Source organism: Achromobacter sp. CSND-B12 (assembly GCF_052906545.1).
The window spans coordinates 1,312,761-1,336,778 of the sequence record NZ_JBREGJ010000001.1 but is presented as its reverse complement, the minus strand read 5'-3'; the positions used below and the strand labels follow the sequence as shown (position 1 = coordinate 1,336,778).

The following is a 24,018-nucleotide window of genomic DNA, read 5'->3' as shown; positions in this document are numbered from 1 at the left end:
GACGTACTAGGAGGCGAAATGGCGCAACGTGGGAGAAGGTCTCAGGCTGATCTGATGACCATGGCCCAAGTTGCGCCCGTTTCCGGCGAAGCTCGCCTGGTGGCGCCGGCGCACATTACAGACGCAGAGCGATGCGTCTGGATGGAAGTGGTCAATGACCAGCCCGCATCCGCCTTCTCACCCACCCATGGCCCCCTGCTAGAGCAGTACTGTCGACACATTGTCCAGGCTCGATTGCTGGCTGACGAGATCATGAACTTTGATCGCGCTTGGCTGGCTGACGATGATGGCCTGAAGCGCTATGACCGGCTGCTGGCGATGCAGGAGCGGGAAGGGCGGGCGGCGTCTTCGCTGGCCACCCGCCTGCGCATCACCCGCCAGGCCACGACGGACCCGAAGACGGTTGGCCGTGCTAATGGGCGCCAAGCCCGATCCAAGAAGCCTTGGGAACTCGTCGACGCCTAACGCGGGGCGACCGCAACATCGCTTGGATCGAGCAGTACTGCCGAATCCCCGAAGGGAAATTGGTAGGCAAGCCGGTAAAGCTGACGAAGCACCAGCGTGGCTGGATCAAGCAGATATACGACACGCCGACGCGGCTGTTCATCCTGAGCATGGCTCGGAAGAACGCCAAGACGGCGCTATCGGCGTTTCTCCTTCTCCTGCACTTGTGCGGGCCTGAGGCAAAGCCGAACAGCCAGCTTTACAGTGCGGCGCAGTCCCGGGAACAGGCCGCTATCCTGTTTGCCCTGGCCGCCAAGGTGGTGCGCATGTCGCCGGATCTGTCGGAATACGTGCTGATCCGGGACACGGCCAAGCAGTTGTTCTGCACGGAGATGGGGACGCTGTATCGGGCGCTGTCGGCCGAAGCCAGCACCGCCTACGGGCTGAGCCCGGCCTTCACCATTCACGACGAGCTGGGCCAGGTGCGCGGGCCGCGGTTCGAGCTGTATGAGGCGCTGGAGACGGCTAGCGCGGCGCAGGATTCGCCATTGTCGATCGTGATCAGCACGCAGGCGCCGACCGACGCGGACTTGCTTAGTTTGCTGATTGACGATGCCCTCACGGGCGCGGACCCGCGGCAGAAGGTGGTGCTGCATACGGCGCCGATGGACCTGGAGCCGTTTTCGGACGAAGCGATCAGAGCGGCGAACCCGCACTTTGACGACTTCATGAATCAGGACGAGGTACGGCGCCAGGCGGCAGACGCCCAGCGCATGCCCAGCCGGGAGAACTCGTACCGGAACCTGATCCTGAATCAGCGGGTGGAGGCGCATAACCCGTTTGTATCCAGAGCGATCTGGGAAGAGAACGGCGCGCAGCCGGAGCGGCTGGAGGGGAAGACGGTGTACGGCGGGCTGGATTTGTCCAGCGTGTCGGACTTGACGGCCCTGGTGCTGGTGTCGGAAGAGGGTGACGTCCATCCGCGCTTCTGGTTGCCGGAAGAAGGTTTGGCGGAGAAGTCTCGCAATGACCGGGTTCCATACGACGTGTGGGCCGATCAAGGGCTGCTGCTGACCACGCCAGGTCGGGCGATTGAATACGAGTTCATCGCTCACGAATTGCGCAAGGTGTTCGACACCTGCAATGTCGTGGCCCTGGCTTTTGACCGGGCCATGATGCGGTTCCTTAAGCCCTGGCTGGTCCGGGTGGGGTTTACGGAAGACGAACTGGCGAAGTTCGTCGAGTTTGGCCAGGGGTTCATGTCAATGAGTCCGGCGCTACGCGAGCTGGAAGCCCGGCTGCTGGGTGCCAAGCTGAAGCACGGCGAGCACCCGGTGCTGACCATGTGCGCGATGAACGCTGCCGTCGTCCAGGATCCGGCAGGGAATCGGAAATTTACGAAGGCGAGATCTTCGGGCCGGATTGACGGCATGGTTTCGCTGGCAATGGCGGTGGCGGCGATGCCCCAAGAGCAGGCTCCAACCCGACGACTTATTTTGGCAACGGCAGGCTGACATGTGCCAAGGCTGCATCAACCGGCAACGGAAACTGGTCGCGTGGCTGTGCCGGCGCGGCATGACAAGGATGTGCGAGAAGGCTCAAGCCAGGCTCGCCAAAATGGAAGCGAATCAGAAATGAACAACCAACGTGCATACGCCGCATTTGAGGTGAAGGCATTGGATTCCTCCAAGCGCACCTTCAAAGGCTGGGCGACGACGCCGGCCGTTGACCGAGTGGGCGACATCATCAACCCGCTCGGTGCCAAGTTCAAGAATCCGCTACCTCTGCTGCACCAGCATCGACATGACATGCCAATCGGCCTAGTCCGATTCGACACGCCAACCGCTAAGGGGATCGAGTTCGAAGCAGAGATCCCGACTATCGACGAGCCGGGCTCTCTGAAGGATCGGCTTGACACCGCGTGGGGAGAGATCCAGCACGGGTTGGTGCGGGCGGTCAGCATTGGCTTTCGTCCGCTGAAGTACGCATACAAGGAAGATGGCGGTATCGATTTCCAGGAAGTCGAGATCTATGAGCTTTCGAGCGTATCCATCCCGGCAAACGCCGCTGCGATCATCAACGCCGTCAAGTCAATGGACGGCCGTCCGCTTTCCGTCGAAGCAATCAACGTTATCAAGTCTTTGGACTTCGCATCTCGCAAATCAGGCCCTGTACAGCTCGTCACCGCTGCTCGGCCGCAACCGAATCTCAACGGGGCCGTTCGGCTGAGCCGCCCCTAGTTTTCCGATCCGCCGCCCGCCGTTGAACGTGGGCCGCACAGATCAAACCCCAATACGCAACCGCCCTCGAGGCGGTTTTTTCATTTCTGAAAGGAATTCGTCATGAAGACGTTTGCTGAACAAGTCGCGGCGCTGAAGGCGACCCGCCAAGAGAAGGACGCCGCCATGCGTGCGGTGGCCCAGAAGTCGGTCGACGAAGGTCGCTCGATGGACGAGGGCGAATCGGAACAGTTCGACACGCTGCAGAGCGAAATCAAGCGCCTGGACGCCGACATCGGCCGTCTGTCGCTGCTGGCCCAAACCGACGCTGCTTCCGCCACCCCCGTGACCGGTGCGGCTAAGGCTGCGGCTCCGGCTGCCGGTGGCTCGCTGCCGGTGCAGGTCAAGAACACGGAAAAGCTGGAGCCTGGCATCGGCTTTGCCCGGGTGGCCCGCGTGAAGGCTCTGGCCCACATCGAGCACATGGATCCGGCGCAGATCGCCAAATCGGTCTACCCGGACGACGAGGCCCTGGTCAAGTCGTTCACGAAGGCCGCCGTTCCCGCCGCCAATACCGGTAACGCTACTTGGGCGGGCAACCTGATCCTCGAAGGTGGCGGGTACTTCGCCGACTTCGTGGAATACCTGCGCGCCCGTTCGGTGGTCGGCCAGATCAGCGACCGCCTGCGCCGCCTGCCGTTCGATACCCCGGTGATGATCCAGGGTTCGGCTGGCGCGGCCAAGTGGACCGCTGAAGGTGCTGCCAAGCCCCTGACGCAGTGGACCTACACGAAGACCAAGCTGGAACCCCTGAAGGTCGCTGCAATCGCTGCCGCCACGAAGGAACTGCTGAATCGCGCTTCGGTGGCTGCGGACGCGCTGATCCGTGACGAACTGGCCCGCTCGGTCAACGCCGCAATCGACGGGACGTTCGTCAGCGCCTCGGCGGCTGTGGCCGGGTCCACTCCCGCCGGCATCCGCAACGGCGTGACGCCCCTGACGCTGACCGGTGACGGCAGCGTGGAAGGCATCCGTTGCGACGCCGCGGCGATGCTGAAGGAGCTGGTCGGCGAAAACCTGAGCGTGGCCGGTGCTTTCTGGGTCATGCCGGAAACCGTCGCCATCGACCTGTCGTCGGCGGTCAACGCAATGGGCGCCCCGGCCTTCCCGGGCGTCACTCCCACGGGTGGCACTTTCATGGGCCTGCCGGTCTTCACGTCCCAGTACATCCCGACCGATTCGAGCGGTTCGGTGGTGATGCTGATCAAGGGCGACGAGATCTTCCTCGGTGACGAAGGCGGCGTGCAGGTGTCGATGTCTGACCAGGCCTCTTTGGTGATGGACGACGCGCCGACCATGAACAGCACCACGCCCACCGCGGCGCAAGTGGTGTCGATGTTCCAGACCAACAGTGTGGCCTTCCTGGTCGAACGCTTCATCAACTTCGCCAAGCGCCGCCCGCAAGCGGTCGTCTGGGCGAACGCGAACTGGAACCCCTGCGCCTAATCAGCCGTCAGGTTCAAGGGGCTTCCGAAGGGAGGCCCCTTCTGCAAGACGAAAGGACTGACATGCGAAAAGTGACCTTCACCTACAAAAACGGGCGTGAACGGATGCTGTCTGCGCGGGATGCCGAACTGCTGCAGCGTCTGGGAAAGGGCACCCACCTGACCCGAGATATGGCGGCGGCTAGTCCTGTGGTCGCTGCGGTCTCTGCTGCCCCGAACGAGGACGTCGACCTGGACGCCCTGGACGGTGAAGCGCTCCACGCGCTTGCTCGCGAGCTAGGCGTTAAGGTGCATCACAAGGCCGGCGCGGACAAGGTGCGCGCAGCCCTGCGTGAGGCCACCGAGTGAAGATTCTCGGGTTCACCTTCGGGCGTCAGAAGGCGATGGAGACCGTTGGCGGAACGTGGCGCAATGCGTGGCGGATCATCAGCGAGCCTTTCGCGGGAGCTTGGCAGCGCAATATTGAGGAAAAGCAGGGTGATCTGATCACATATCCGACGTTGTATGCATGCATTTACCGCATCTCGTCGGATATTGGCAAGTTGCCGTTCTCCTTGCGCAGTCGTGACGCTAACGGGGTGTGGACGGAGGTATCCAATCCCGCATATGACCCGGTGCTACGAAAACCAAACGGGTTTCAGACGCCGGCCCAGTTCCGCGAGTATTGGATCATCACCAAGCTGACCCAAGGGAACGCCTACATTCTGAAGCGCCGGGACGGTCGCGGAGTGGTGACGGAACTGTATGTGCTGGATCCTGAGCGCGTTTTGCCGATGGTTTCCGATTCGGGCGCGGTGTTCTACCAGCTGCAGACTGACAAGCTGAACACCTTGCCGGAAGGCTACCCGGCCGAGAATCTGGTTGTTCCTGCCAGCGAGATCATTCACGACCGCTGTATGACCGTTCACCATCCTCTGATTGGCGTTCCCCCCTTGGCTGCAGCCCATTGGCCGGCGCTGAAGAACATGAAGATCATGCGGTCGGCGACGGAGTTCTTCGCGAACAACGCTCAGCCTGGTGGCCTCCTGACCGCGCCCGCGGGCATGAAAGAGGAAGACGCCAAGGCGGTTCAGGAGTATTGGAACAAGGAATTCTCGGACGGGAAGTCCGGAAAGGTGGCCATCATCGGCGCCGATATGAAGTTCACCCCATTCGCCATGAAGAGCATCGATGCGCAGATGATTGAGCAGATGCGCTACAGCGATGAGCAAATCTGCCAGCCGTTCGGGATTCCTCCATTCAAGGTCGGGATTGGGACTATTCCCTCGGGCCTTGGCGTCGACGGCGTGAACCTCATGTACTACAGCGATGCGCTTCAGGCGCCCATTCAGCACATGGAAGACCTGCTGGACGACGGCCTGAAGGTTGTCAGTCCACTGGGGATCGAGTTGGATACGGAGCCACTGTTGCGGATGGACGAAGCCAAGAAGGCCGAGATCAACACGAAACTGGTTAGCGGCATGATCAAGACGCCTGACGAGGGCCGCCGTCCGTTCAACCTGGCGCCGACTGCTGGAGGAAACACGCTATGGGGCCAGAACCAGGACTATCCGCTGGGCATGCTTGCTGACCGTAAAGAGTGGGATCCAGCCATGCAACCCGCAGCCGCGCCCGCTCCTGCACCCGAGCCGGATCCTGATTTAGAAGAATTGCGCGCCTTTGCAGGTACCCACAAGGCTATCGCCGCAATGAAGAAAGCCCTGGAGCCTACCTATGTCGTTTGACCCTGAACTGTTCGGCCAAGCCATGGGCGACGCGATCATCAAGGCCGTGCAGCCGCTCAAGGACGAGATAGCGCGCTTGAAAGCCCAACTCGCCGAGCTGCCGCAACCCCTGGCCGGCAAAGACGGCACCGATGGCCGCGACGGCAGGGATTGCGACATGGAGGCTGTCAAGAAGATGATTGACGAGGCCGTGAAGTCCATCCCGGTCGTGCATGGCAAGGATGGGGTGGATGGGAAGGACGGCGAGCCCGGCGCTAAGGGTGAAGACGGTCAGAAGGGTGCAGACGGCCTTGGGATGGCCGGAGCGATGATCGATCGCGAAGGCGCATTGCTCGTCACGATGAGCAATGGAGAGGTCAAGAATCTTGGGCCGGTGGTCGGCTCGAATGGGCGCGACGGCAGTGATGGTAAAGACGGCGTGGACGGTCTTGGCTTGGAGGCGTTCGAGCTGGAGTACCTGGACGAAACTCACGAGGTGCGGATCAAGGCTTCCTGCGCCGGCCGAGTGAAGGAGATTCGCTATCCTGCCGGAGGTATCCGACCTGGTGGCTACTGGCGGGAAGGCACGAAGGCGAAGGCGGGTGAGGCGTGGGTTCATGATGGTTCGCTGTGGATCGCCAAGAAGGACACGCCTGCCAAACCTGAAACGGCTGGTGAAGACTGGGTAATAGCCGCTCGTAAGGGGCGGGATGGCGAGCGCGGCCCCAAAGGCAAGGATGCCACGCCTGAAGTCCCGATCAAGCTGAAGGACCAAGCATGAGCCTGGTTACCGTCGAAGAAGCCCGAATGCATCTGCGCGTTGATTCTCTGGACGACGATCCATGGTTCGCCACTTGGATCCCTGCCGTCGAAAGTGCTGTCTTCACTTGGCTTAAGGATGCATGGCGCGCGTATGAGCCTTCAGGCGATATCGATAGCGCTGGCAATCCAATCCCCGCAGCCGACTCCAACGGAGACCCTATCCCGAAGTTTGCGGTCAAAGCCGCGGTCCTCATCGAACTGGCCCAGCAATATCGTTACCGTGACGGGTCCGACGCAGGCACCGTTCCTTCCCATTGGGGATATGGATTCGTGCTTGGTGCTGGTGCCACCAGTCTGTTGTCTGGCCTGCGAAAGAGTACCGTTCAATGAGCTTGGAAGCCGGCCGACTTCGCCATCGGGTTTCCATTGAGCGCTTCGGTGTGACGCAGGATCCAGTCACCGGCGCTGTCACGGAAGGCTGGACGGAGATTGCCAGAGTGTGGGCAGCCGTTGAGCCGCTGTCTGCTCGAGAGTTCGTGCAATCTGCCGCGGGGCAATCTGAGGTTACGGCGCGCATTACCATCCGAGCCCGCGATATCCTGGCCACCGATCGCATCATCCATCGGGGCGTCGCCTACAACATCCGCGGCGTGCTGGCCGACAAGGATAGCGGCCTGGAGTACATCACCCTGCCGGTCGGAGCCGGTGTGAACGAGGGCTGAATTGGAGTTTGTGTTGCTGGCGCCGGGTCCGAGCATGAGCCGTGACCTGGCCGAATCCATGCGTGGTAAGCGCGTCGGTGTGGTCAGCAATGTGTTTGAGCTGGCCCCGTGGGCTGACTTCCTGGCTGCGAATGACCGGGCTTGGTGGCGGGCCTACCCGGAGGCGATGAGCTTTTTGGGGCGCAGATATTCGAGCAGTGAGTTTCCTGGGGTTGAGCGTTGCCGCCCCGGTAATACGCAGTGGGCGAGCGGTGTCCTGGCTCTGCAGGTGGCCGTGAACTTTGGCGCTACCCGGATTCGGCTGTACGGATTCGACATGCACGGATCGCATTACTTCGGTGAGTACACCAACGGCCTGGTCAACACGAAGCCTCATCGGCGAGCGGTACACCTGCAGCAGTTTCGGGACTGGGCGCGTACCAACCCGAAGGTCGAAGTAGTGAACTGTACGCCCGGGTCGGCGTTGGACTGCTTTCCCATGGAGGCAGCTTGATAGTACGGGGTATGAAGGGGCTGGGGGACAACATCTACCAGCGGGCTTTTGTGAAGCGCTTGCAGGGGCCGGTTTACCTAGAAACGCCTTGGCCAGAGCTGTACGAAGACCTGCCCGTGGTGAAGTTCGTGAAGGCGGAAACGCCATTGCGGACGCAAGCCAAGAACATGGCGCTGCAGCAGGATTCGCGCTGGGAAAAGCCGCCCCGGGAATCAGTGGTGACGGTGCAGTACGGCACGGCCGGGATTGTGACCGGGATGCGTCGATGCTTCGGCGTGGCGCCTGGGTCGTTTGACCTGCCAGATTTCGGACCTTCGCCGGTATCTGGGCGGTACATCGTAGTTCGGCCGGCGACTGTGCGGGCAGAGTGGGTAGCGGAAGCGCGCAACCCGCTGACCATGTACATCGCTGAAGCCGCCGAGACTGCGCGAGCAGCAGGCTACCGGGTGATCTCGGTGGCGGATCTGGAGGCGGGTAAGGAGTGGGCGGTGGGGAAGCTGCCGCCCGCGGACGAGGTCTATCACGCTGGCGAGTTCAATGTGCGCCAGCTTATGGCCCTGGTTCGTAATGCCCAGGCGGTGATAGGCGGAATCGGCTGGATGTTGCCCGCATCCATAGCGATGAAGGTTCCCGCGTGGGTCATATGCGGGGGGCAGGGCGGATTCAACGCCCCGGAACTGATCACGGACGAGAAATACATGGACCTGAGCCGAATTCGGTTCGCGGTCCCGGACAACCTTTGCCGTTGCCGGCATAAACAGCACAACTGCGACAAGCGATCAAGAACCATGCGAGTGACTTTGCCGACTGGCTACGAAGACTCCCTGATCTGGTGGCCTGAGCGTGGCATGGGGTTCCATCCCCGGCCAGCTATGGACTACACCACGAGCTACTGGGAGGAATTCCGACAGCGGGACGCATCCCCGATGGGGGAGTTGCTGACCGAATCGCGCCTGGCATTGGTTCGTCGGCACTATGCCGGCCAGGTAGTTGATATCGGCATCGGCGGTGGGCGCTTTGTCGAGTATGCAGCCGCGCAGGGCTACGACGTCAATGTCGAAGCCAACGAATGGCTGCGCCAGCGGGGCGCCTTTTGCGATCCCTATGCGCGTCCGGTTGACGCCATCACTTGCTGGGACAGCCTGGAGCATATTCCGGATCCGGGAGCGCTGCTCGCGCAGGTCCGGGAATGGGCGTTCATCTCCATCCCGATCTTCGAAGAAGGCGACGGCGTGCCTGGCAGCCGGCACTATAAGCCGGGTGAGCATATCTGGTACTTCAGTCACCGCGGCCTGGTGGATTGGATGAAGGCGCAAGGCTTCGCCTGCATGGAACACAACGCAGCTGAAACCGAGCTGGGCCGGGAAGGTATCCGCAGCTATGCATTCATGAGGGTCGCGTGAAGGTCGAGGTCAAACTCTCCGGTGTCGATGGCGTAATCGACCTGTTGAAGAGCTTGCCGCCGGAGATCGTCTCCAAGCGTGGTGGTCCGGTAAAGCTGGCATTGGCCAAGGGCGCTCGCTTGATCCGTGACGAGGCAAAGAAGAACTTGCGGCGCGCCATTGCGATGCATGGCGACGAGTCGACGGGGTTGCTGGAGAAGAACGTGATTTCCAGCCGCGGGAAGCCGCCCAGCACCGGTAAGGGTGAGCGGTATCTGGTTCGGGTTCGTCGCAAGACTTACCCGGGGAAGAAGGGCAAGCCAGTGACCACGCGAGCAACCGCCAGCTTCATGGAATACGGGACGGAAGATCAGCCGGCTACGCCTTGGCTGCGTCCCGCGGTGCGCCTGCATGGCGAAGCTGCTATCAACACGATCACGAAAGACCTGACCAAGCGAATTGACAAGGTGGTCGCCGACATGGGCGCCAAGAACCGGAACAAGTGATGCTGCCTGCCGTCTTTCAGACCCTTCAGACGCCCGCCGTCCTGGCGATTGTGGGTGGCGATCCTGTGCGGATATTCCGCCATGGTGTAGCACCGCAGGATACTGCAAAGCCGTATGTGACGTGGTTCGAGGTCGCCGGCCAACCCTATGACCAGTTGAGCGGCACACCGTGCGGCGACTTTGACAGTGTGCAGATTGACTGCTGGTCGATGTCCGACCTGCAGGTGGAGCAGCTTGCCGTGGCAGTCCGTAATGCCGTGGACATGGCCGGAATTGCCAATCGCATCGTCGTGAACCTTCGGGATCCCGATACCAAGCTGTACAGGATTGGCCTAGAGGCCGACTTCATCAACTCCCGCTAACCCGTTCCCCTAGTTTTGCCTTGCCCGCCTCGAGCGGGCTTTTTCTTTTGGAGCCCGCAATGACCGCTGGAATCGTAAAAACCCAAGGTACCGAGCTGTACTTCAAGACTGTCGGCTCGACGCCCACGCTGGTGAAAATGGCGTGCCCGACCGGGATCACCGGCCTGGGTGGCGCTGCTGACCAAGTCGAAACCACCTGCCTGGACACCCAGGACGACAAGGAATACACCGGCGGCCTGGGTAATCCTGGCCAGGTGTCCGTGCCGTTCAACTTCATCCCGGCGAACGCCTCGCATCAAGACCTTTTCGATCTGAAAGCTGGGCGTGACGTGCTGGATTGGATCATTTTGCTGTCGGACGGTACTGCCGCTCCGGTGCTGGATTCGAACGATGATATCGAGGCGCCGGCCGGCCGTACGAGCATCAAGTTCCAAGGCTATATCGCCGACCTGAACCTGGACATCGCCAACAATGAAATCGTGCGCGGCACGCTGACCATTCAGCGCTCCGGCCCCGTCATCTTGACCCCGAAGGCCTAAGCATGCTGGACAAATCGTTCTTCGCGTCTGAAGCCGTTCAAGCCAAGGACGTTCCTTTGGGTGACGGCAAATTGCATACCCTTCACTTTCGGGCTTACAGCGGTGCAGCATTCAATGCTTACGCCCATGCCGTGAAGTCCGCAGATCCTGTGGCAAACGGCAAGGGCATGGCGATTCTGATAGCGGACTGCCTGTGCAACAAGGATGGTGAGCGTCAACTTACGGTTGAACAGGCATCTCGGCTCAACCCGGCGCCGATGCAAGCAATTTTCAAGGCTGTGTTGGAGGCAAACGGCCTTGGGGCAGACGACAAGAATGAGCAGGACGACCCGGGAAACACGTAAAGGCTGGCAGCGATGACTGGTTGTGGGCCGTCCTGGCGCTTCGTCTTGGCGGTCGCACCATCCAGGAATTGCGGCTGGCCATGACCCAGCGGGAGTTCGAATTTTGGAAGGCATTCTATGAGCGCTATCCCTTTGACGATCTCCACATGTTCCACCGACCTGCTGCGCTGATATCGCAAAGCATGGGCGGCGGTGACATGGCCCAAAAAATCGAATGGCTCTCGAGCCCCATTGTTCGTGACCTCTCTGACGCAGACCTTCGTACGCTCAAGGCGTTCGGGCTCAAACCCCAAGGATAGATAGATGGCAACAGCCGGCAGTATCGTCGTCGATCTGTTGATGAAGACGGGTTCGTTCGAAACGGACGCCCAGCGTGCGTCCAAAACGGCCGAAAAGCGCTTCAAGGAGATCGAGAAACAGGCGAAGGAGACGGCTAGCTCAGTAAGTAGCGCCTTCGCCGGCCTTCTCAGCGGCGCGCTGCTCGGTGTGGGGTTCGGTACGGTCTTCGGGAAGTTCATCGAGGAAACGAAGAACGCCCAGAGTGAACAGGCCCAGCTAGCGGCCGTCCTGAAATCGACGGGGAACGCTGCCGGCTTCACTGCCGCGGAACTGAACAAGATGGCCAGCGGCATGGCTGGCGTAGTCAGTGAAGGCGATATCAACCGGGCCCAGACGCGGCTGCTGTCGTATACCGGCGTGGTTGGAGACGAGTTCCCGCGTGCGCTACAGGCTGCGATCGACATGTCCGTTCGCCTCGGGATGACGGTTGAGCAGTCTGCCGAGACGGTAGGGAAGGCGCTCGATGTCCCCAGCAAGGGCCTGACCGCGCTGTCTAAGCAAGGCTTCCGGTTCACCGAAGACCAGAAGAAGCTGGTTGAGTCGCTAGAGCAGACTGGGCGCGTAGCCGAAGCGCAGGACGTTATCCTGAAAGCGCTGGAATCCTCCTACGGCGGCGCGGCGGACGCGGCCAGGAATACCCTCGGCGGTGCGCTCGAGGCCCTGCAGAATCAGATCAATGATCTGATGACGGGCGACGACGACAGCGTTAACGGCCTGACGGCTGCCGTTAATGAATTCACTGACTTGCTGGGTTCGTCCGAAACAAAGGCCACGTTTAGCGCGTTCACGACCTTTCTCGCTGAAGTGGCCACCGGCCTGGTAACGGTCATCAACGAGTTCAAAAAGGCCGCTGACGCTGCGGATAGTTGGCTCGAGGCGATCAACGTTAAGGTGGCCGATACCATTTTTGGTGACTCCGACCCCGCCAAGGAGGTCGAGAACATCACCAAAAGGCTGAACGAGAACCGTGCGGCGGTAGAAAAGCTGCGCGAGGCGCAGGCCGCGAATCCGTCTGGCAAAAGCACGAACATGTTCGGGTTCGAGCAGAACGAGAACTATGACCAGCGTATCAGCGTTCTGCAGTCTGCTATCCGTGCCGGCGAGGCTCGGTTGGTGTTCGCCCAGGGACGCCTAAACGCGAAGGACAGGGACATCCTTAAGGGGTACACCGGTGTCGATGAGACTGGTGGGCCTACGACAACTCTAGAGCCTATTCGTGCAGCCGCGTCAGCGCCTGCGGAAAAGGCGACCAAGGAGCGAGTCGATCAGGGACAGAAGCTGATCGACCAGATGAATCAGCGTATTGCGCTAATCGGCAAGGAAACCGAGTACGAGAAGCTTCTTGAGCAGGTTCGCATCGGATCGGTCACGTTCAAGACCCAAGCGCAACAGGACGAAGCACTGGCCGCCGCCCAGACACTGGATTTCATCAACGAGCAGACCAAGGCATACGAAGAATCTCAAAAGCAGGCCGCGGCGCTGTCCAAGGTCCTGGACGAGCTGTATCCGGACCAGGCCGCTACCAACGACTACCTATCGAAGCTGACGCTGCTGACGGAGGGGTTGCATAACGGCGCCCTGACCGCGGAGCAGTACTACGAAGCCGTTGAAAAGCTGGAAGAGAAGTTCGGAGAAAGCGCGGATGGCATGACGGAGTTCGCCGTCCAGGCAGCTAGAAACATCCAGGATGCCTTGGGCGACACGCTTGAGGACGTCTTGAGCGGGAATTTCAAGAACATTGGCTCGAAGTTCGCCGATATGATTTTCAAGATGGCCGCGAATGCCGCCGCTGCAAACCTAGCTGGTGCTCTTTTCGGGGACTTCGGCAAGTCGGGCCAAATTGGCGGTCTGCTCGGCGGTGCATTTTCGGGGCTATTCGGTAGCGGGGGAGGGGCCGGGCCAGCGCCAACCGCTGCTCAAGTCGGGTCTGCTGGAGACGGTCTGATGTTCTTCGCCGATGGTGGGTATACAGGCCCGGGAGGAAAGTACGATCCCGCCGGCGTTGTGCATGCTGGTGAATACGTCATCCCCGCCGAAGCTACTCGTCGTCTTGGCGTGGGGTTCCTTGACCGTCTGAGAGGATATGCCGATGGTGGCTACGTTGGCACTTCGGGTGGCATGCCTGCCATGCAGGGCGGATCCACGAGAGTCGAAATCATCAACAATGGGACACCTCAAGAAGTGAGAGGAGCCAATACTAGCTTCGACGCCGAAGGCCAAGTGATCAGCATCATAGTTGGAGATATGCGCCGAAATGGGCCAACAGCGGCGGCTGTTCGTGAAATTTCGAGGAACCGCTGATATGGCTACATTCCCAAGTTACGCCAAGATCCTATTGGCTGGGTTCAAGGAGGAGGCCGATTTTGGAATCCTTCGGACGGAGATGGATGGCGGCATCGCAAAGCAACGTCCAAGATGGACGACGCCGATCGTCACGCGGGATGTGAGTATCCATGTCGATTCAGCCGCACAGAAAATCGACTTCGATCAATGGCTGGAAACGGATTTGAATGGCGGGGCGGCCTGGTTCGACTGGATAGATCCGCTTGATGGCGTTTTGAAGCAAGCTCGAATTGTGTCTGGGAAAGTCGCATGGACCAGTCCTGGGAAAGTCTGGCGAGCCAACGCCCAGTTGGAAACGGTCGGTTAACGTGACCAGATCGCTTTCTGCCGAAGCCTCCCGCAACCTGCTGGCGACCTCCGCCGACGAACCGCTGCTGGCTGCCATCGAGATCACACACCCGGGTCTGGAGGTGCCGGCGCGATTCGTGAACGACACGCTGGACATCACCATCGAGGGCAATACGTTCTTCGCGTGCCGCTTCGATCTGACGTTGCCGGACGACCAGGACGAGCAGGTGCCGCAGGCGCGCCTTGAAGTGGACAACATCGGGCGCGAGCTCACGCAATGGCTTGAACAAAGCCAAGGTGGAGCCGGCGCGAAGTGCCGAATCATCATGGTGCTGCGATCAGCGCCCACTAACATCGAGTTCGACATGACCCTCGACCTGACCGGCCTGGCGATCACCAATTTTCGGGTGACAGGCGACCTTGGTTTCAAGAACACGCTTATGCAATCTGCCGTGACGGTGCGCTTTGATCCGTCGACGACGCCCGGCGCTTTCTGATATGCACTGGTCAGATAAGTACGTGAATCAGGCATACGTGCCGGAGACGGGCGATTGCGCCGCCTTTGCCGAGCGGGTGGCCCGTGAGCATCTTGGCATCACAGTAGGCCTGCCGGACGGCCATGCCACGGCGCTGCGTGCACAGTCGGCACAGATCCGAGCCCATCGTGGTGAATTCGCTGACGAGGTGCCAGAGCCTGTCGAAGGTCACCCGGTGCTGCTGCGCTCCCGAGGGGATCTGTTCCATATCGGAGTCATGTGCCAACTTGCCAATGAATGGTGGGTGCTCCACGCTGACAAGGGGTTCGGCGCGGTGATTCGCCAGCCGCTACGGCGCATGCTCATGGTCGATTACAAGCTGGAAGGGTTCTACCAATGGAAAAAGTGACACGTCGGGCGATGGGTCCGGTAGCCACTCCTTCGATGGTGGTGTACCCGAAACCGCTGGGCGGAGAGCGTACCGAGCATTTTGAGTGCTTCGCTCCTGGCGAGACGCTGGGCGCCTACGTACGGCGCGTCGGAATCACGGTTCCGTCACGTGTGCTGCGTGTCGAGCATAACGGGCGTGAGGTGCCGCTCGCACTGTGGCAGCGTCTGATTCCGCGCCATGGCGACATGGTTGTCATCAGCGCACGCGGACTTGGCGGAGGGGGCGGCAACAAGGTGCTGCGAACAGTGGCTATGATCGCGGTTGTTGCAGTCAGCCTCGGGTATGGCGCAGCGCTTGGGGCTGCGATCGGATTCACGGGGACGACCGCGGCCGCGGTTGGCGGTTCGCTGATCATGCTCGGTGGCAGCATGATGGTCAACGCACTGCTACCCATGCCAATGCCCACGGCGGCAAAGCTCGGCACCGGCGAGAAGTACGAGAGTAGCCCCACCTATTCTATCCAGGGTGGGAGGAATCGGAAGCGTCCCTGGGAGCCAATGCTACTCGTCTTCGGCAAGCACAAGCTGGTCCCTGATATCGGCGCCAATCCGTTTACGGAACAAGTTGGAGACGATCAGTACCTGAACCAGCTTTTTCATTTTGGTCTGCAAGGAACCTCGATCAGCATTACAGACCTGAAGATCGGAAACACACCGATCGAGGACTTTCAAGGTGTCCAAACCCAAATGGGCGGCACTGATGGCAAGGTCTCCATGTTCCCCGGGAACGTCCAGACCATTCAGGGGTTCACCCTCAACGAGCAGGACGGATGGTACAGCCGCACCACGGATACCGGGGTAGTGGTTCTGTCGGTGGAGCTTGCGGCGCGCATCTTTGGCATCAATGACGAAGGCGGGTTCATCACGCGGACGGTCGAGCTGCGTTTACAGTACCGCAACACGGACGGCGGCGACTGGGTGGAGCGCGACGAGGTCGGGGCAGTATATGCGACGAATTACTGGTCTCTCCGAGATAAGAATTCGGGGCTTCAGGTTGCCCAGGGGTCCATTCATTCGAACGACCACTACGACGGTCAGGAGGAGATTTTTGATCCACAACTAGCTGCGGCATCGCAGGGGCGCGGTGGTGTTGGGGTGTGGCGATGGGTGCCCCATCCTTACCAGATGGGGCAGCCGTGGGTCGGTTTGGCGCCAGATCCGCTTATCACGCCTGGGCAATCTGGAATTCGCATTACCGGAGCGCGCCAAGAACCAACACGACTTCAGGTTACTTGGGCTGTACCAGCAGGGCAGTACGAGGTAAGAGTCTGGAAGCTATCCGGGGACCTGAACACGCCTCGCGAATCCAATGAAACCGCTGTGTCCCAAATTCTGGCCTATCGGGAAGATTTCGCCGATTACTCGGGGCAGTGCCGGTTGGGTGTTCGCATTAAGGCCTCGGGGCAATTGAACGGCGCCATTGACGAGCTTTCGGGGATTGCGAGCGCGTGGTGTACGGTATGGCGAGGTACGGGTTGGGTGAACGAGTACACCAGCAACCCCGCCTGGTGGTTTTTGTGGTTCGCCCGCGGCAAGCGCGCTTCCGATGGAAGCCGGCTGTATGGGGCCGGGTATGCAGATTCACAGATCGACATTGAAGCGATCAAGGCTTGGGCTCTTTGGTGCGAGGAAAAAGAGCTGACCTTCGACTATGTGTTGGATCAGAAGATGAGCGGAGCCGCGGTGCTTCAGATGATCGCACGCGCCGGCCGCGCTTCAATGACATACCAATCTGGGAAGCTCGGTGTGGTATGGGATGCTGAGGATGTGCCGGTCACTGCCATCTTCGGTCCGTTTAATGTAAAGGCGGGCTCATTCAAGATAGCGTATGTCAACGAGGGGAGCGTCGACGAAGTTGTTCTGAACTTTGTTAACCGGGATACGGATTACAAGATGGATGAGGTCCGCGTCAAGGTCCCGGGCGTAGTGTCGACGAACAATCCCCTGCAACTGGATCTCGACGGCTGTACGGACAAGGATGTTGCTGGTCGGGAGGCAAATTTAATTGCCGCGTCGCAAGTGTGGAGGCGGAGGCGCGTAACCTGGGAGACGGATCTCGAAGGGCTGGTATGTGTACGCGGCGACGTGGTGTCGTTCTCCCACGACTTGACGGTTTGGGGCTATTCCGGTCGCTTGTTGCCTGGCAGCCACGGCGGAAGTAACCCGCTGATGAAGCTGCAGCAGCGTGTGCCGAGTGCTGGTAGCGGGACCGTTTTGTTGCGTGACCCAGACGGAAACTTCAAGACCGTCAGCGTGGCCTCGGCTATAGGTGATGTGGACGAGCTCCGAATTGTGACGCCGCTGGAGGGCTTTCCTATGCCCGGGGATGAGGGCTATGAGGATTGCAGCCCGTTCGACTGGGCATGGCAGTTTGACCCGGTTACCACACCAGGGCGCCGCTTCAAAGTTTCGGCAGTAAAGCCTTCTGGAGACGGGATCCAGTTCGAAGCGATCGACGACGATCCTGAGTACTACAAATGTGAGGACAATCCATACCAATACACGCCCCCGCGCGACGGCGCTCTCCTGTCTGGGCAAGTTTTCGCGATCGCATTTTCGGAGATCCTCCGTAGCGTTGATTCAGACAGTGTCGCGGTAGAAATTGGTTGGGTGATGTCAGTGCCACTACCGGCGGCTGTCACAGTGACAATCAATGGAATAGCGCAGCCCGCCGTGCGAACACAAGAGCGGCGGTTGCTCGTTGACGCCCGAGCTGGCGACGTCCTTAGCGTGTCGGTGCAATCTGTCAATGCGCAAGGGCTCGGGCCTCCGCGGGTTCAGTCCTACACCGTCTTGGGCTTGAGCGCACCATTGCCAGCAGTCACGGGCCTGTCGAGCGTCTTCCGAGATGGCCTCACGGTTCTTGTGTGGAATCGTGTTAGCGATATGCGGCAACCCTCCTATGAGGTGCGCCTGGGGCCATCGTGGTCGAATTCGTCTGTGGTTGGAATCACAGACGGCCTGGAGATGCTGGCCACGGGAAATGGGCTTTATTGGGTCGCGGCGCGATTTAGGTTATCTAGCGGCGTCATCATCTACGGAGAGGCAGACAGCCTTCAAATTGCTGGTGCTTCGCTGGAGCGCAATGTCATTCTGACGGTCTCGGAGCAGCCGGATTGGGATGGAGAACTAGCCGGAGATGCACTGATCTACTCGGGCATGCTGACGCTGGCCCCCACAGGCGACATACTTGGCGTCCCGGATGTGTTTGCTGTTCCGGACTTGCTCTGGTTTGGTGGAGCCGGTGGTGCAGGTATCTATACCTCGTCTGGCGCGAATATTGTAGATATCGGCTACGTAGCCCCAGTGCGGCTTGGCTTCGATATTGATCTCCATGCTCAGAAGCTGGATGAAGACATCTTGGCGGTACCTGATGTATTCGAGGTACCCGACGTCCTGGGCGAATCAAACCGACAGTTCGTATCGGCCCGCCCACAAATTAGGTCGGCGCAGGCGGCTGGCGCTTGGTCCGACTGGCTGGATTATGTCCCGGGTTTGGTCAACGCAAGGTGGTTCCAGGTGCGGTTGCTCCTGTCGACGGCTGACCCGAATATCGTTCCCTTTGTGACCCGCTTTGACTGGACCGTTGATGTGCCTGACCTGCTCCAGCGCAGCGAGGGGGTGACGGTGCCGGTAACAGGCCTCACTGTGGTTTATGAAAAGGTCTTTCATGCTAAGCCGAACGTGCAAATTACTGTGGTCGATGCTTTCGACGGAGACGTGGTCAAACTATCTGGAGAAACCGAAAGTGGCTTCAACGTGATCATTAGCAATGGCGGCACGCCAGCACATCGGAAGATAAATTGGTTAGCGCAGGGATACTGATATGACACAAACGCAGATTCAAGTACCGACTACTCCGCCTCTATCCGGGGCAGCTCTCGTAAGCAGTGTGAACGATGCGCTGATGACTCTCGGGACGGACTTTGCCGGGTCAACGGACCCCGCAGCGGTTGCCCAACCTTTCATGACCTGGGCCGACACAGGGAACGGCCGGCTAAAGCGGCGCAACGCAGCAGGGACGCAGTGGGTAGATCTGGGCCCATTGTTCTCCGAGCCGGCCACGCCGCCCGATGGTGCGCTGTATGCGTCACAGGCGTGGGTAAATCGGCGGTTGTCGCAGTTCGGCACGCCGTTGACTGTGGTGGCGCCGAATGCGATACCAACGACAAATATGGGAGAAATCTGGGTCGAAGGCTATGGCCCCTATCGTTGGGGGGCTGGTGTCTACGTTCCCAACAAGCTGCCGGCCAAGCACCGCAACAACTCTGGCGTGACAACGCCGAGCAATGTGTCCATCCTCGTCCCTGCCGGGAACTGGAGAGCCGAGTCCGACTTCTGCGACATCATCCTGGCCGCGGCGCGCACCAAGAACCTGCAGGCGTCTGGTGGGTGGACGGCGGGGGAGGGCGGTAACGGCATCTGCTCGGGCGTGCGCGCGATCAATACTCCGTATCACATCTTCGTGATCTTGAACCCCACCACTGGCGCGGTGGATGTTTGCCTAGATACCGACCCGAACGCGGCCAACCGGCCGGCGGGCTTCACGCAGTATCGCTGGGTGGGTTGGCGGGTAACGGACGCAAGCAACGTGATCATCCCGCTGCTGCAGAACGGCATGTTCTTCTCCTGGGGATATCGTCGTGCTGATGCATCGCCCGTTTCAGTGACCTCGTCAGGCCTGAATCTCTCCCTATCGGTTCCCGCCGGCCGTATCTGCCGGGCTGATATCAGCATCGTCGGCCGCCTGGCGGGGACGAAGGTGATGATCACTCCTGGAGGCCTGGCCACGACCGGCACCATTACCGACTACACCGGCGACGGCGGCCCGGTCGGCGCGGACACTCCAACGTCGCGCCTCACCGTTACAACCTCTACTGCCGGCCAGATTTATATGCGAGCCCCGGTCACCTCCAACTGGGACGTTTTTACCGTGGCCTTTGAAGCCATCGACTGAAGGAAGAATAAGCCATGCCATTTGTTGACCGAGACGAAAGCGGCGCCATTGTCGGCGCCTTCGCGATGAGGCAGCGGCCCGACCAGGAATGGACGGATGAGTGGCCGGAAGTGGGGCCGACTGTGCCGCTGAAGGTTTCCCGCTACCAGGCGCTTGCCGCACTCATGCAGGCCGGCCTGTTGGATGCGGTTACGGCCTGGGCGCATGATCCCAGTACCGACCCACTGCACAAACTCGCGTTCGATACCGCGACGGAGTTTGCGCGCGCTAGCTCGACGATGGCGGCTGGCGCCGCGGCGTTGGGGTGGGCTGACGCCCAATTGGATGATCTCTTTATTGCAGCCGCCCAGATTCAAGCGTGACGTGTCGACTATACCAGCGGGCCGCCTCGGCGGCCTTTTTTTCGCCTGTAGTGAGGGGGGGTAATGAGCAATTTCCAACTGTCAACGCGTAGCTTGTCGCGGCTCGTGGGTGTACACCCCGACCTTGTCGAAATCGTCAAACTGGCGATCCGACGCACGACAGTCGACTTCACGGTTGTGGAAGGCATGCGCACGCCAGAGCGCCAGCGCGAGCTGGTCGCACAGGGGGCCAGCCAGACGCAGAACAGCTACCACCTGAAGCAGGCGGACGGCTATGGCCATGCGGTTGACTTGGCTCCCCTAGTGGCCGGAGCCATTCCTTGGGATGACTGGGCACAGTTCCGCGCGCTGGCCAACACCGTGAAGGCATGCGCTGCAGAGCTGGGCGTGCCGGTGGAGTGGGGCGGCGACTGGAAGACGTTCAAGGACGGCCCGCACTTCCAGATTCCGCGAGATTGGAAGGGCGCAGTCGCGCGCGCGCTCGAATGATGCAGGAGAACCTGGGTTTCCTGCTGGCGGTGGTCGGCACCGATGCGGCGAGCGCCGCGGCGGCCGGCGAGCCGCTGACCCTTTCCCAGATCGTTGGCTATCTCGTAGCGGCGCTCATCGGCGGCGGCGCTATGTGGAAGGTCCTGCCGATTCTTATGGCGCGCCTGGCGGTATCGGCCGCCGGTGCCAAGTCGGAGAAGGACGCGATCGAGCGCTTGGAGGGCCAACTTGCAGTCGAGCGCCAGGCCGCCGAGGCTGCGCGCGCTTCGGCCAACGATGCGTTCAAGCAGCGTAACGACATCTATCTGGAGCTGGCCAAAGTTCAGGCCCAGCTCGCGGCGCTCAATGAGCGCTCCGCCTACCAAGCGCAGACGATTGAGCGGCAGAACACTTTGATCGCGGAGCTGACCGCGCAGGTGCAGGCGCTGCAAGGAGAGGTCCGTGGAAAAGTTGCATGAATGGTGCCTGTGCCGGCATCCGAAGCTGGCGCGCGCGGTGCGCATGCTGTACGCGGTCGTTCTGGTGGCGGCCATCTTCGGAGGCGGCTACTCGGTCGGAAGCCTCACCACCTGGAATAGCGCCAGCCGGGCGCTGGCCGCCCAGGCCGAGGCCAACACCCAGCAGCGCGAAGACTACCGGCAGGCCCTGGCCGCGATGTCAGCCACGATAAGCCGCGCGGCCGGGACTGCCGAGTTGGCGGCGGACAAGGTCGACAAGGCGGCGGACGCTGCCGAGGGAGCCATCAAGGCCGCCGCTGGCGCCGCTACCAAGGCGGGCACGGCGGCAAAGAAGGCCTCCGCGGCTGCGAAGTCCGCCAGCACAGCGGTCAAGAAAGTGGAGGAAGTGCTGACTCCGCCCGCGCCTGCCGCGCCCGCGCGCGTACCTGAATGGTTGAACACGCCATGATGAATCCCTTCTGGAAAATGGCGTTGCCCTGGATCGGCGGCGCTGCAGTGGTGATGGCGCTGGGCGCGGGCGTGGTGCTGTACGGCGCGCACCGGGAGGCCGCCGGCGTCACCAAGGAGCGCGCCCGTGCCGAGGCGGCGCAGCGCGCCATCACCGAGGCCTACCAACTGGAGAAAGACCGTGCTGATGCCCAATACCGTGGTGCCGTCCTGGCGCGCGAGGCTGCGAAAACTGGCCTGGCTGCTGCCCGTGCTGAGCTTGACCGCGTGCTCCGCGCCAACGGCCGTGATCCCGCGAATCCCCGAGCCAGCCGCCGACCTGATGAGGCCGGCCCCGACTGGATCGGAGGTTTTGCAGCGTGCTACGCGGAATATGGAGACCTGGCTGCCGATGCCGCAGGATGGGCCGACCAAGTGAACGGCCTGCAGGGCTATATCAAAGCCCTCCAGCGTTCGGAATAGAATCCAGCCATTGTTACGGAGGCTTCACGATGGAACGAGATTGGCTGGCCAAGGGCAAAGATATTGCCCAGATTCTCTCGATGATTGCTATCCCTGTCCTCGTCGCCTTCTTCGGGTGGCAGTTTCAGGCGGCGGAGAAGGACAAGGAGGTCCGGCGGGATTATGTGCAGCTCGCAATATCCGCGCTCACGTCGGATCGCTCCAGTGGCGAAACGCGAGAATGGGCTGCTGCGGTCTTAGCCCAATACTCGCCGGTGCCGATTGGGCCCTCGCAGGCTTCAGCGTTGAAGAAGGGCGAGGCGGCGGGGTGGGGTGCAGGCCGGCCCCAACTGCCGGCCAACCTGGCCCAGCCGTGCCCGCCGGTGCCCGAGGTGACCAGCGATAGCTGGGACGACTTCGCGCGCAGCTACATGGCGCTGGCGGTGCAGTACGGCCAGTGCGCGGCGCGGCAGCGGGCCATGGTAGAGGCGTGGCCGAAGCCCTAGCGCGGCGCCATGCCCTTGCGCAGCTTGCGCGGCTCTTCCAGCAACTCGGCCGTCATCTGCATTTGGTCCTGCACACAGGGCTCTTTGGGTAGCTCTTCCACTGCCTCGTCGTAGACCACTCCAGTTATTCCAATAGGGCGCTTCAGTTCGCTCACCATCTGGTTGAAACGCAATGGCCAGATGCGCAGGCGCTTGATCTCCCAGAGCAGGGCGATCACATCGGGGTTCCATGGCTGGCGCTCGCGGATGGCGCGCAGCTGCTCGGTGGTGAGTGGGTCTTTGAACGGCATGGCAGAAAACACCTGTATGGACATACAGTGTAATCAAGCCTAGAATTCGCGCAATTCGGCCCCGAATTCGGCCGATAGGGGACGGAACATGGCCGACGCGACGGACTGGCAGCAGAGGGACGAATACTACTGGGCGGGTCCTGGCGGCTGGACGATCTGCCGGGTATACGCGCAGAACCGCTGGCAGTACGAGGTCTGGGCCGCGAACGGCACGCGCCACGGCATGGAGCCGACCTTGGCCGCGGCGATCCTGCTTTACGACAAGGTCAAGGGCTGACGCCTACTTTTCCATGGGCGTGGCCACCAGCCTGTCGGCCGGGAAGGGCACCAGGAAATCCCGTGTCGCATCCGCCGGTGCGGTGAGCCAATCGCCGTAGGCGCCCTCGGGCAGGATGACGACCATCCGCTTCTCCTTGCCGGCCTGGTGGTAGTCGCGGAACAGCGGGTCCTGATCGGCGTTGATGGTGAGCATGGTGTAGCTCTCCTGCCACTGACCAGCCGCATCCCTGAAGCGATCCCACAGGCCGGCGATGCCCAGCGGCGCGCCGTCGGCCCGGGTGAAGCGGGTGGCCACCGCAGCGCCCGACCGCCAGTCGGGTTCGAAGATAGCAGCCGCCGGGATGATGCAGTGCTGGGCCCGGCGCCAGGCGTTGCCGAAGGTGAAGGACTTGGCCGCGGTCTCGCTGCGGGCGTTGAACGTCGACAGCTTTCCGGCCTTGTCCAGGCCGTCCGCCTTCGTCATGGCGCTAATCAGCCCCCAGCGGCCCACGACCGCCTCGCGCTCCGGCACCGCCTCATCGCCGGCGTCATGCTCAACCGGGCGCCGGATGAACACGCCCGGGTAGCGCGGCCACATGTCGTACTTGCCGCCAGCCGGCTTGTTGGGCGCGCCGAACTTCTTGAGCAGCAGCTCGGCGTCCTTCAGGGTCTGGTAGTGGCTGCACATGATGGCCTCCCGTGGGAAGGGCCAGTATAGGGCCATCAAAGTTGCCAGCATTCTCGGGGAACAATCCGGGGAACAATCTGGGGAATCGTGGGGAACGACATTTCTAGCGCCCATTGATAAATAAGGGGATTTCTCCCCAGCATTCCCCGGCCTGCCCCGCATAAATGGGTTCGAGTCCCATCAGCCACCCCAAAAATTCTATGGAAAACAGCCGCTTAGAGCGGCTGTTTTCTTTTGCGCTGCCC

General features: G+C 61.1%; 31 protein-coding genes. 29 read left to right on the top strand and 2 right to left on the bottom strand.

From position 1 onward, the window contains the following. The first annotated feature begins 54 nt into the window (after window positions 1-54). From ACUTAG_RS06035 to ACUTAG_RS05900, 28 genes are all read left to right on the top strand, one after another. Window positions 55-465, top strand: a complete 411-nt coding sequence (locus ACUTAG_RS06035) for a hypothetical protein (protein ID WP_435816104.1) — start codon at window positions 55-57, stop codon at window positions 463-465. Window positions 466-524: 59 nt separating this feature from the next. Beyond that, entirely contained in the window at window positions 525-1,958 is a 1,434-nt protein-coding gene (locus ACUTAG_RS06030; RefSeq protein WP_446650040.1) for a terminase TerL endonuclease subunit, read from the top strand. Between the two features lie 120 nt (window positions 1,959-2,078). Further along, window positions 2,079-2,684: an HK97 family phage prohead protease gene (locus ACUTAG_RS06025; protein ID WP_336235738.1), complete on the top strand. Its 606-nt coding sequence runs from the start codon at window positions 2,079-2,081 to the stop codon at window positions 2,682-2,684. Between the two features lie 102 nt (window positions 2,685-2,786). Further along, window positions 2,787-4,169 carry a phage major capsid protein gene (locus tag ACUTAG_RS06020; RefSeq protein ID WP_446650039.1) on the top strand — a complete coding sequence of 461 codons (1,383 nt, stop codon included), beginning with the start codon at window positions 2,787-2,789 and terminating at the stop codon, window positions 4,167-4,169. Between the two features lie 62 nt (window positions 4,170-4,231). Then, the gene (locus tag ACUTAG_RS06015; protein WP_446650038.1) at window positions 4,232-4,516 is read left to right on the top strand and encodes a hypothetical protein; all 285 of its coding nucleotides are present in this window, start codon (window positions 4,232-4,234) and stop codon (window positions 4,514-4,516) included. Continuing rightward, window positions 4,513-5,892 carry a phage portal protein gene (locus ACUTAG_RS06010; RefSeq protein ID WP_446650037.1) on the top strand — a complete coding sequence of 460 codons (1,380 nt, stop codon included), beginning with the start codon at window positions 4,513-4,515 and terminating at the stop codon, window positions 5,890-5,892. The genes ACUTAG_RS06015 and ACUTAG_RS06010 overlap by 4 nt, the downstream gene beginning before the upstream one ends. After that, the gene (locus ACUTAG_RS06005; RefSeq protein WP_446650036.1) at window positions 5,882-6,652 is read left to right on the top strand and encodes a hypothetical protein; all 771 of its coding nucleotides are present in this window, start codon (window positions 5,882-5,884) and stop codon (window positions 6,650-6,652) included. The genes ACUTAG_RS06010 and ACUTAG_RS06005 overlap by 11 nt, the downstream gene beginning before the upstream one ends. Further along, the gene (locus ACUTAG_RS06000) at window positions 6,649-7,023 is read left to right on the top strand and encodes a head-tail connector protein (RefSeq protein ID WP_446650035.1); all 375 of its coding nucleotides are present in this window, start codon (window positions 6,649-6,651) and stop codon (window positions 7,021-7,023) included. Before ACUTAG_RS06005 ends, ACUTAG_RS06000 begins: the two co-directional genes overlap by 4 nt. Further along, window positions 7,020-7,355, top strand: a complete 336-nt coding sequence (locus tag ACUTAG_RS05995; protein ID WP_446650034.1) for a phage head closure protein — start codon at window positions 7,020-7,022, stop codon at window positions 7,353-7,355. Before ACUTAG_RS06000 ends, ACUTAG_RS05995 begins: the two co-directional genes overlap by 4 nt. Before the next feature lie 34 nt (window positions 7,356-7,389). Then, entirely contained in the window at window positions 7,390-7,848 is a 459-nt protein-coding gene (locus tag ACUTAG_RS05990) for a hypothetical protein (protein ID WP_446650033.1), read from the top strand. An 11-nt stretch (window positions 7,849-7,859) separates the two neighbouring features. Then, on the top strand, window positions 7,860-9,251 hold the full coding sequence (locus ACUTAG_RS05985; protein ID WP_446650032.1) for a class I SAM-dependent methyltransferase: 1,392 nt from the start codon (window positions 7,860-7,862) through the stop codon (window positions 9,249-9,251). Beyond that, window positions 9,248-9,736 carry an HK97-gp10 family putative phage morphogenesis protein gene (locus ACUTAG_RS05980; protein ID WP_446650031.1) on the top strand — a complete coding sequence of 163 codons (489 nt, stop codon included), beginning with the start codon at window positions 9,248-9,250 and terminating at the stop codon, window positions 9,734-9,736. The genes ACUTAG_RS05985 and ACUTAG_RS05980 overlap by 4 nt, the downstream gene beginning before the upstream one ends. Further along, entirely contained in the window at window positions 9,736-10,098 is a 363-nt protein-coding gene (locus tag ACUTAG_RS05975) for a DUF3168 domain-containing protein (RefSeq protein ID WP_446650030.1), read from the top strand. The genes ACUTAG_RS05980 and ACUTAG_RS05975 overlap by 1 nt, the downstream gene beginning before the upstream one ends. A gap of 59 nt (window positions 10,099-10,157) precedes the next feature. Further along, window positions 10,158-10,637 carry a phage tail tube protein gene (locus ACUTAG_RS05970; RefSeq protein WP_446650029.1) on the top strand — a complete coding sequence of 160 codons (480 nt, stop codon included), beginning with the start codon at window positions 10,158-10,160 and terminating at the stop codon, window positions 10,635-10,637. Window positions 10,638-10,639: 2 nt separating this feature from the next. Then, the gene (locus ACUTAG_RS05965; RefSeq protein WP_446650028.1) at window positions 10,640-10,981 is read left to right on the top strand and encodes a hypothetical protein; all 342 of its coding nucleotides are present in this window, start codon (window positions 10,640-10,642) and stop codon (window positions 10,979-10,981) included. Between the two features lie 80 nt (window positions 10,982-11,061). Then, entirely contained in the window at window positions 11,062-11,280 is a 219-nt protein-coding gene (locus tag ACUTAG_RS05960; protein ID WP_327764650.1) for a hypothetical protein, read from the top strand. 4 nt (window positions 11,281-11,284) lie between these two features. Next, window positions 11,285-13,621 carry a phage tail length tape measure family protein gene (locus ACUTAG_RS05955; RefSeq protein WP_446650027.1) on the top strand — a complete coding sequence of 779 codons (2,337 nt, stop codon included), beginning with the start codon at window positions 11,285-11,287 and terminating at the stop codon, window positions 13,619-13,621. 1 nt (window position 13,622) lies between these two features. Further along, window positions 13,623-13,970: a hypothetical protein gene (locus tag ACUTAG_RS05950; protein WP_446650026.1), complete on the top strand. Its 348-nt coding sequence runs from the start codon at window positions 13,623-13,625 to the stop codon at window positions 13,968-13,970. A gap of 1 nt (window position 13,971) precedes the next feature. Further along, complete coding sequence (locus ACUTAG_RS05945) at window positions 13,972-14,448, top strand: DUF1833 family protein (protein ID WP_446650025.1); 477 nt, start codon at window positions 13,972-13,974, stop codon at window positions 14,446-14,448. A 1-nt stretch (window position 14,449) separates the two neighbouring features. Next, the gene (locus tag ACUTAG_RS05940) at window positions 14,450-14,836 is read left to right on the top strand and encodes a hypothetical protein (protein ID WP_446650024.1); all 387 of its coding nucleotides are present in this window, start codon (window positions 14,450-14,452) and stop codon (window positions 14,834-14,836) included. After that, complete coding sequence (locus ACUTAG_RS05935; RefSeq protein ID WP_446650023.1) at window positions 14,824-18,702, top strand: host specificity protein J; 3,879 nt, start codon at window positions 14,824-14,826, stop codon at window positions 18,700-18,702. Before ACUTAG_RS05940 ends, ACUTAG_RS05935 begins: the two co-directional genes overlap by 13 nt. A 142-nt stretch (window positions 18,703-18,844) precedes the next feature. Then, window positions 18,845-19,834: a hypothetical protein gene (locus ACUTAG_RS05930; RefSeq protein ID WP_446650022.1), complete on the top strand. Its 990-nt coding sequence runs from the start codon at window positions 18,845-18,847 to the stop codon at window positions 19,832-19,834. A 14-nt stretch (window positions 19,835-19,848) separates the two neighbouring features. Beyond that, window positions 19,849-20,196 (top strand): hypothetical protein, encoded by a 348-nt coding sequence (locus ACUTAG_RS05925; RefSeq protein WP_446650021.1) that lies wholly within the window; start codon window positions 19,849-19,851, stop codon window positions 20,194-20,196. 63 nt (window positions 20,197-20,259) lie between these two features. Then, window positions 20,260-20,685, top strand: coding sequence for a M15 family metallopeptidase (locus tag ACUTAG_RS05920; RefSeq protein WP_446650020.1), 426 nt, complete (start codon window positions 20,260-20,262; stop codon window positions 20,683-20,685). Next, the gene (locus ACUTAG_RS05915; protein ID WP_063588331.1) at window positions 20,682-21,143 is read left to right on the top strand and encodes a hypothetical protein; all 462 of its coding nucleotides are present in this window, start codon (window positions 20,682-20,684) and stop codon (window positions 21,141-21,143) included. Before ACUTAG_RS05920 ends, ACUTAG_RS05915 begins: the two co-directional genes overlap by 4 nt. Continuing rightward, window positions 21,127-21,591, top strand: coding sequence for a hypothetical protein (locus ACUTAG_RS05910; protein ID WP_446650019.1), 465 nt, complete (start codon window positions 21,127-21,129; stop codon window positions 21,589-21,591). The genes ACUTAG_RS05915 and ACUTAG_RS05910 overlap by 17 nt, the downstream gene beginning before the upstream one ends. After that, complete coding sequence (locus ACUTAG_RS05905) at window positions 21,588-22,052, top strand: hypothetical protein (RefSeq protein WP_446650018.1); 465 nt, start codon at window positions 21,588-21,590, stop codon at window positions 22,050-22,052. The genes ACUTAG_RS05910 and ACUTAG_RS05905 overlap by 4 nt, the downstream gene beginning before the upstream one ends. A gap of 29 nt (window positions 22,053-22,081) precedes the next feature. Next, a complete protein-coding gene (locus ACUTAG_RS05900) occupies window positions 22,082-22,537 on the top strand; it encodes a hypothetical protein (protein WP_446650017.1) in 456 nt (151 codons plus the stop codon). Here the strand turns inward: ACUTAG_RS05900 and ACUTAG_RS05895 are convergent. Beyond that, a complete protein-coding gene (locus tag ACUTAG_RS05895) occupies window positions 22,534-22,827 on the bottom strand; it encodes a hypothetical protein (RefSeq protein ID WP_316313766.1) in 294 nt (97 codons plus the stop codon). The genes ACUTAG_RS05900 and ACUTAG_RS05895 overlap by 4 nt on opposite strands. A gap of 88 nt (window positions 22,828-22,915) precedes the next feature. On the opposite strand from ACUTAG_RS05895, the gene ACUTAG_RS05890 reads away from it, so the two are divergent. Continuing rightward, window positions 22,916-23,104, top strand: coding sequence for a hypothetical protein (locus ACUTAG_RS05890; RefSeq protein WP_426789132.1), 189 nt, complete (start codon window positions 22,916-22,918; stop codon window positions 23,102-23,104). A 3-nt stretch (window positions 23,105-23,107) separates the two neighbouring features. Here the strand turns inward: ACUTAG_RS05890 and ACUTAG_RS05885 are convergent, their stop codons facing one another. Beyond that, window positions 23,108-23,773, bottom strand: a complete 666-nt coding sequence (locus ACUTAG_RS05885) for an SOS response-associated peptidase (RefSeq protein ID WP_446650016.1) — start codon at window positions 23,771-23,773, stop codon at window positions 23,108-23,110. Window positions 23,774-24,018: the final 245 nt, after the last annotated feature.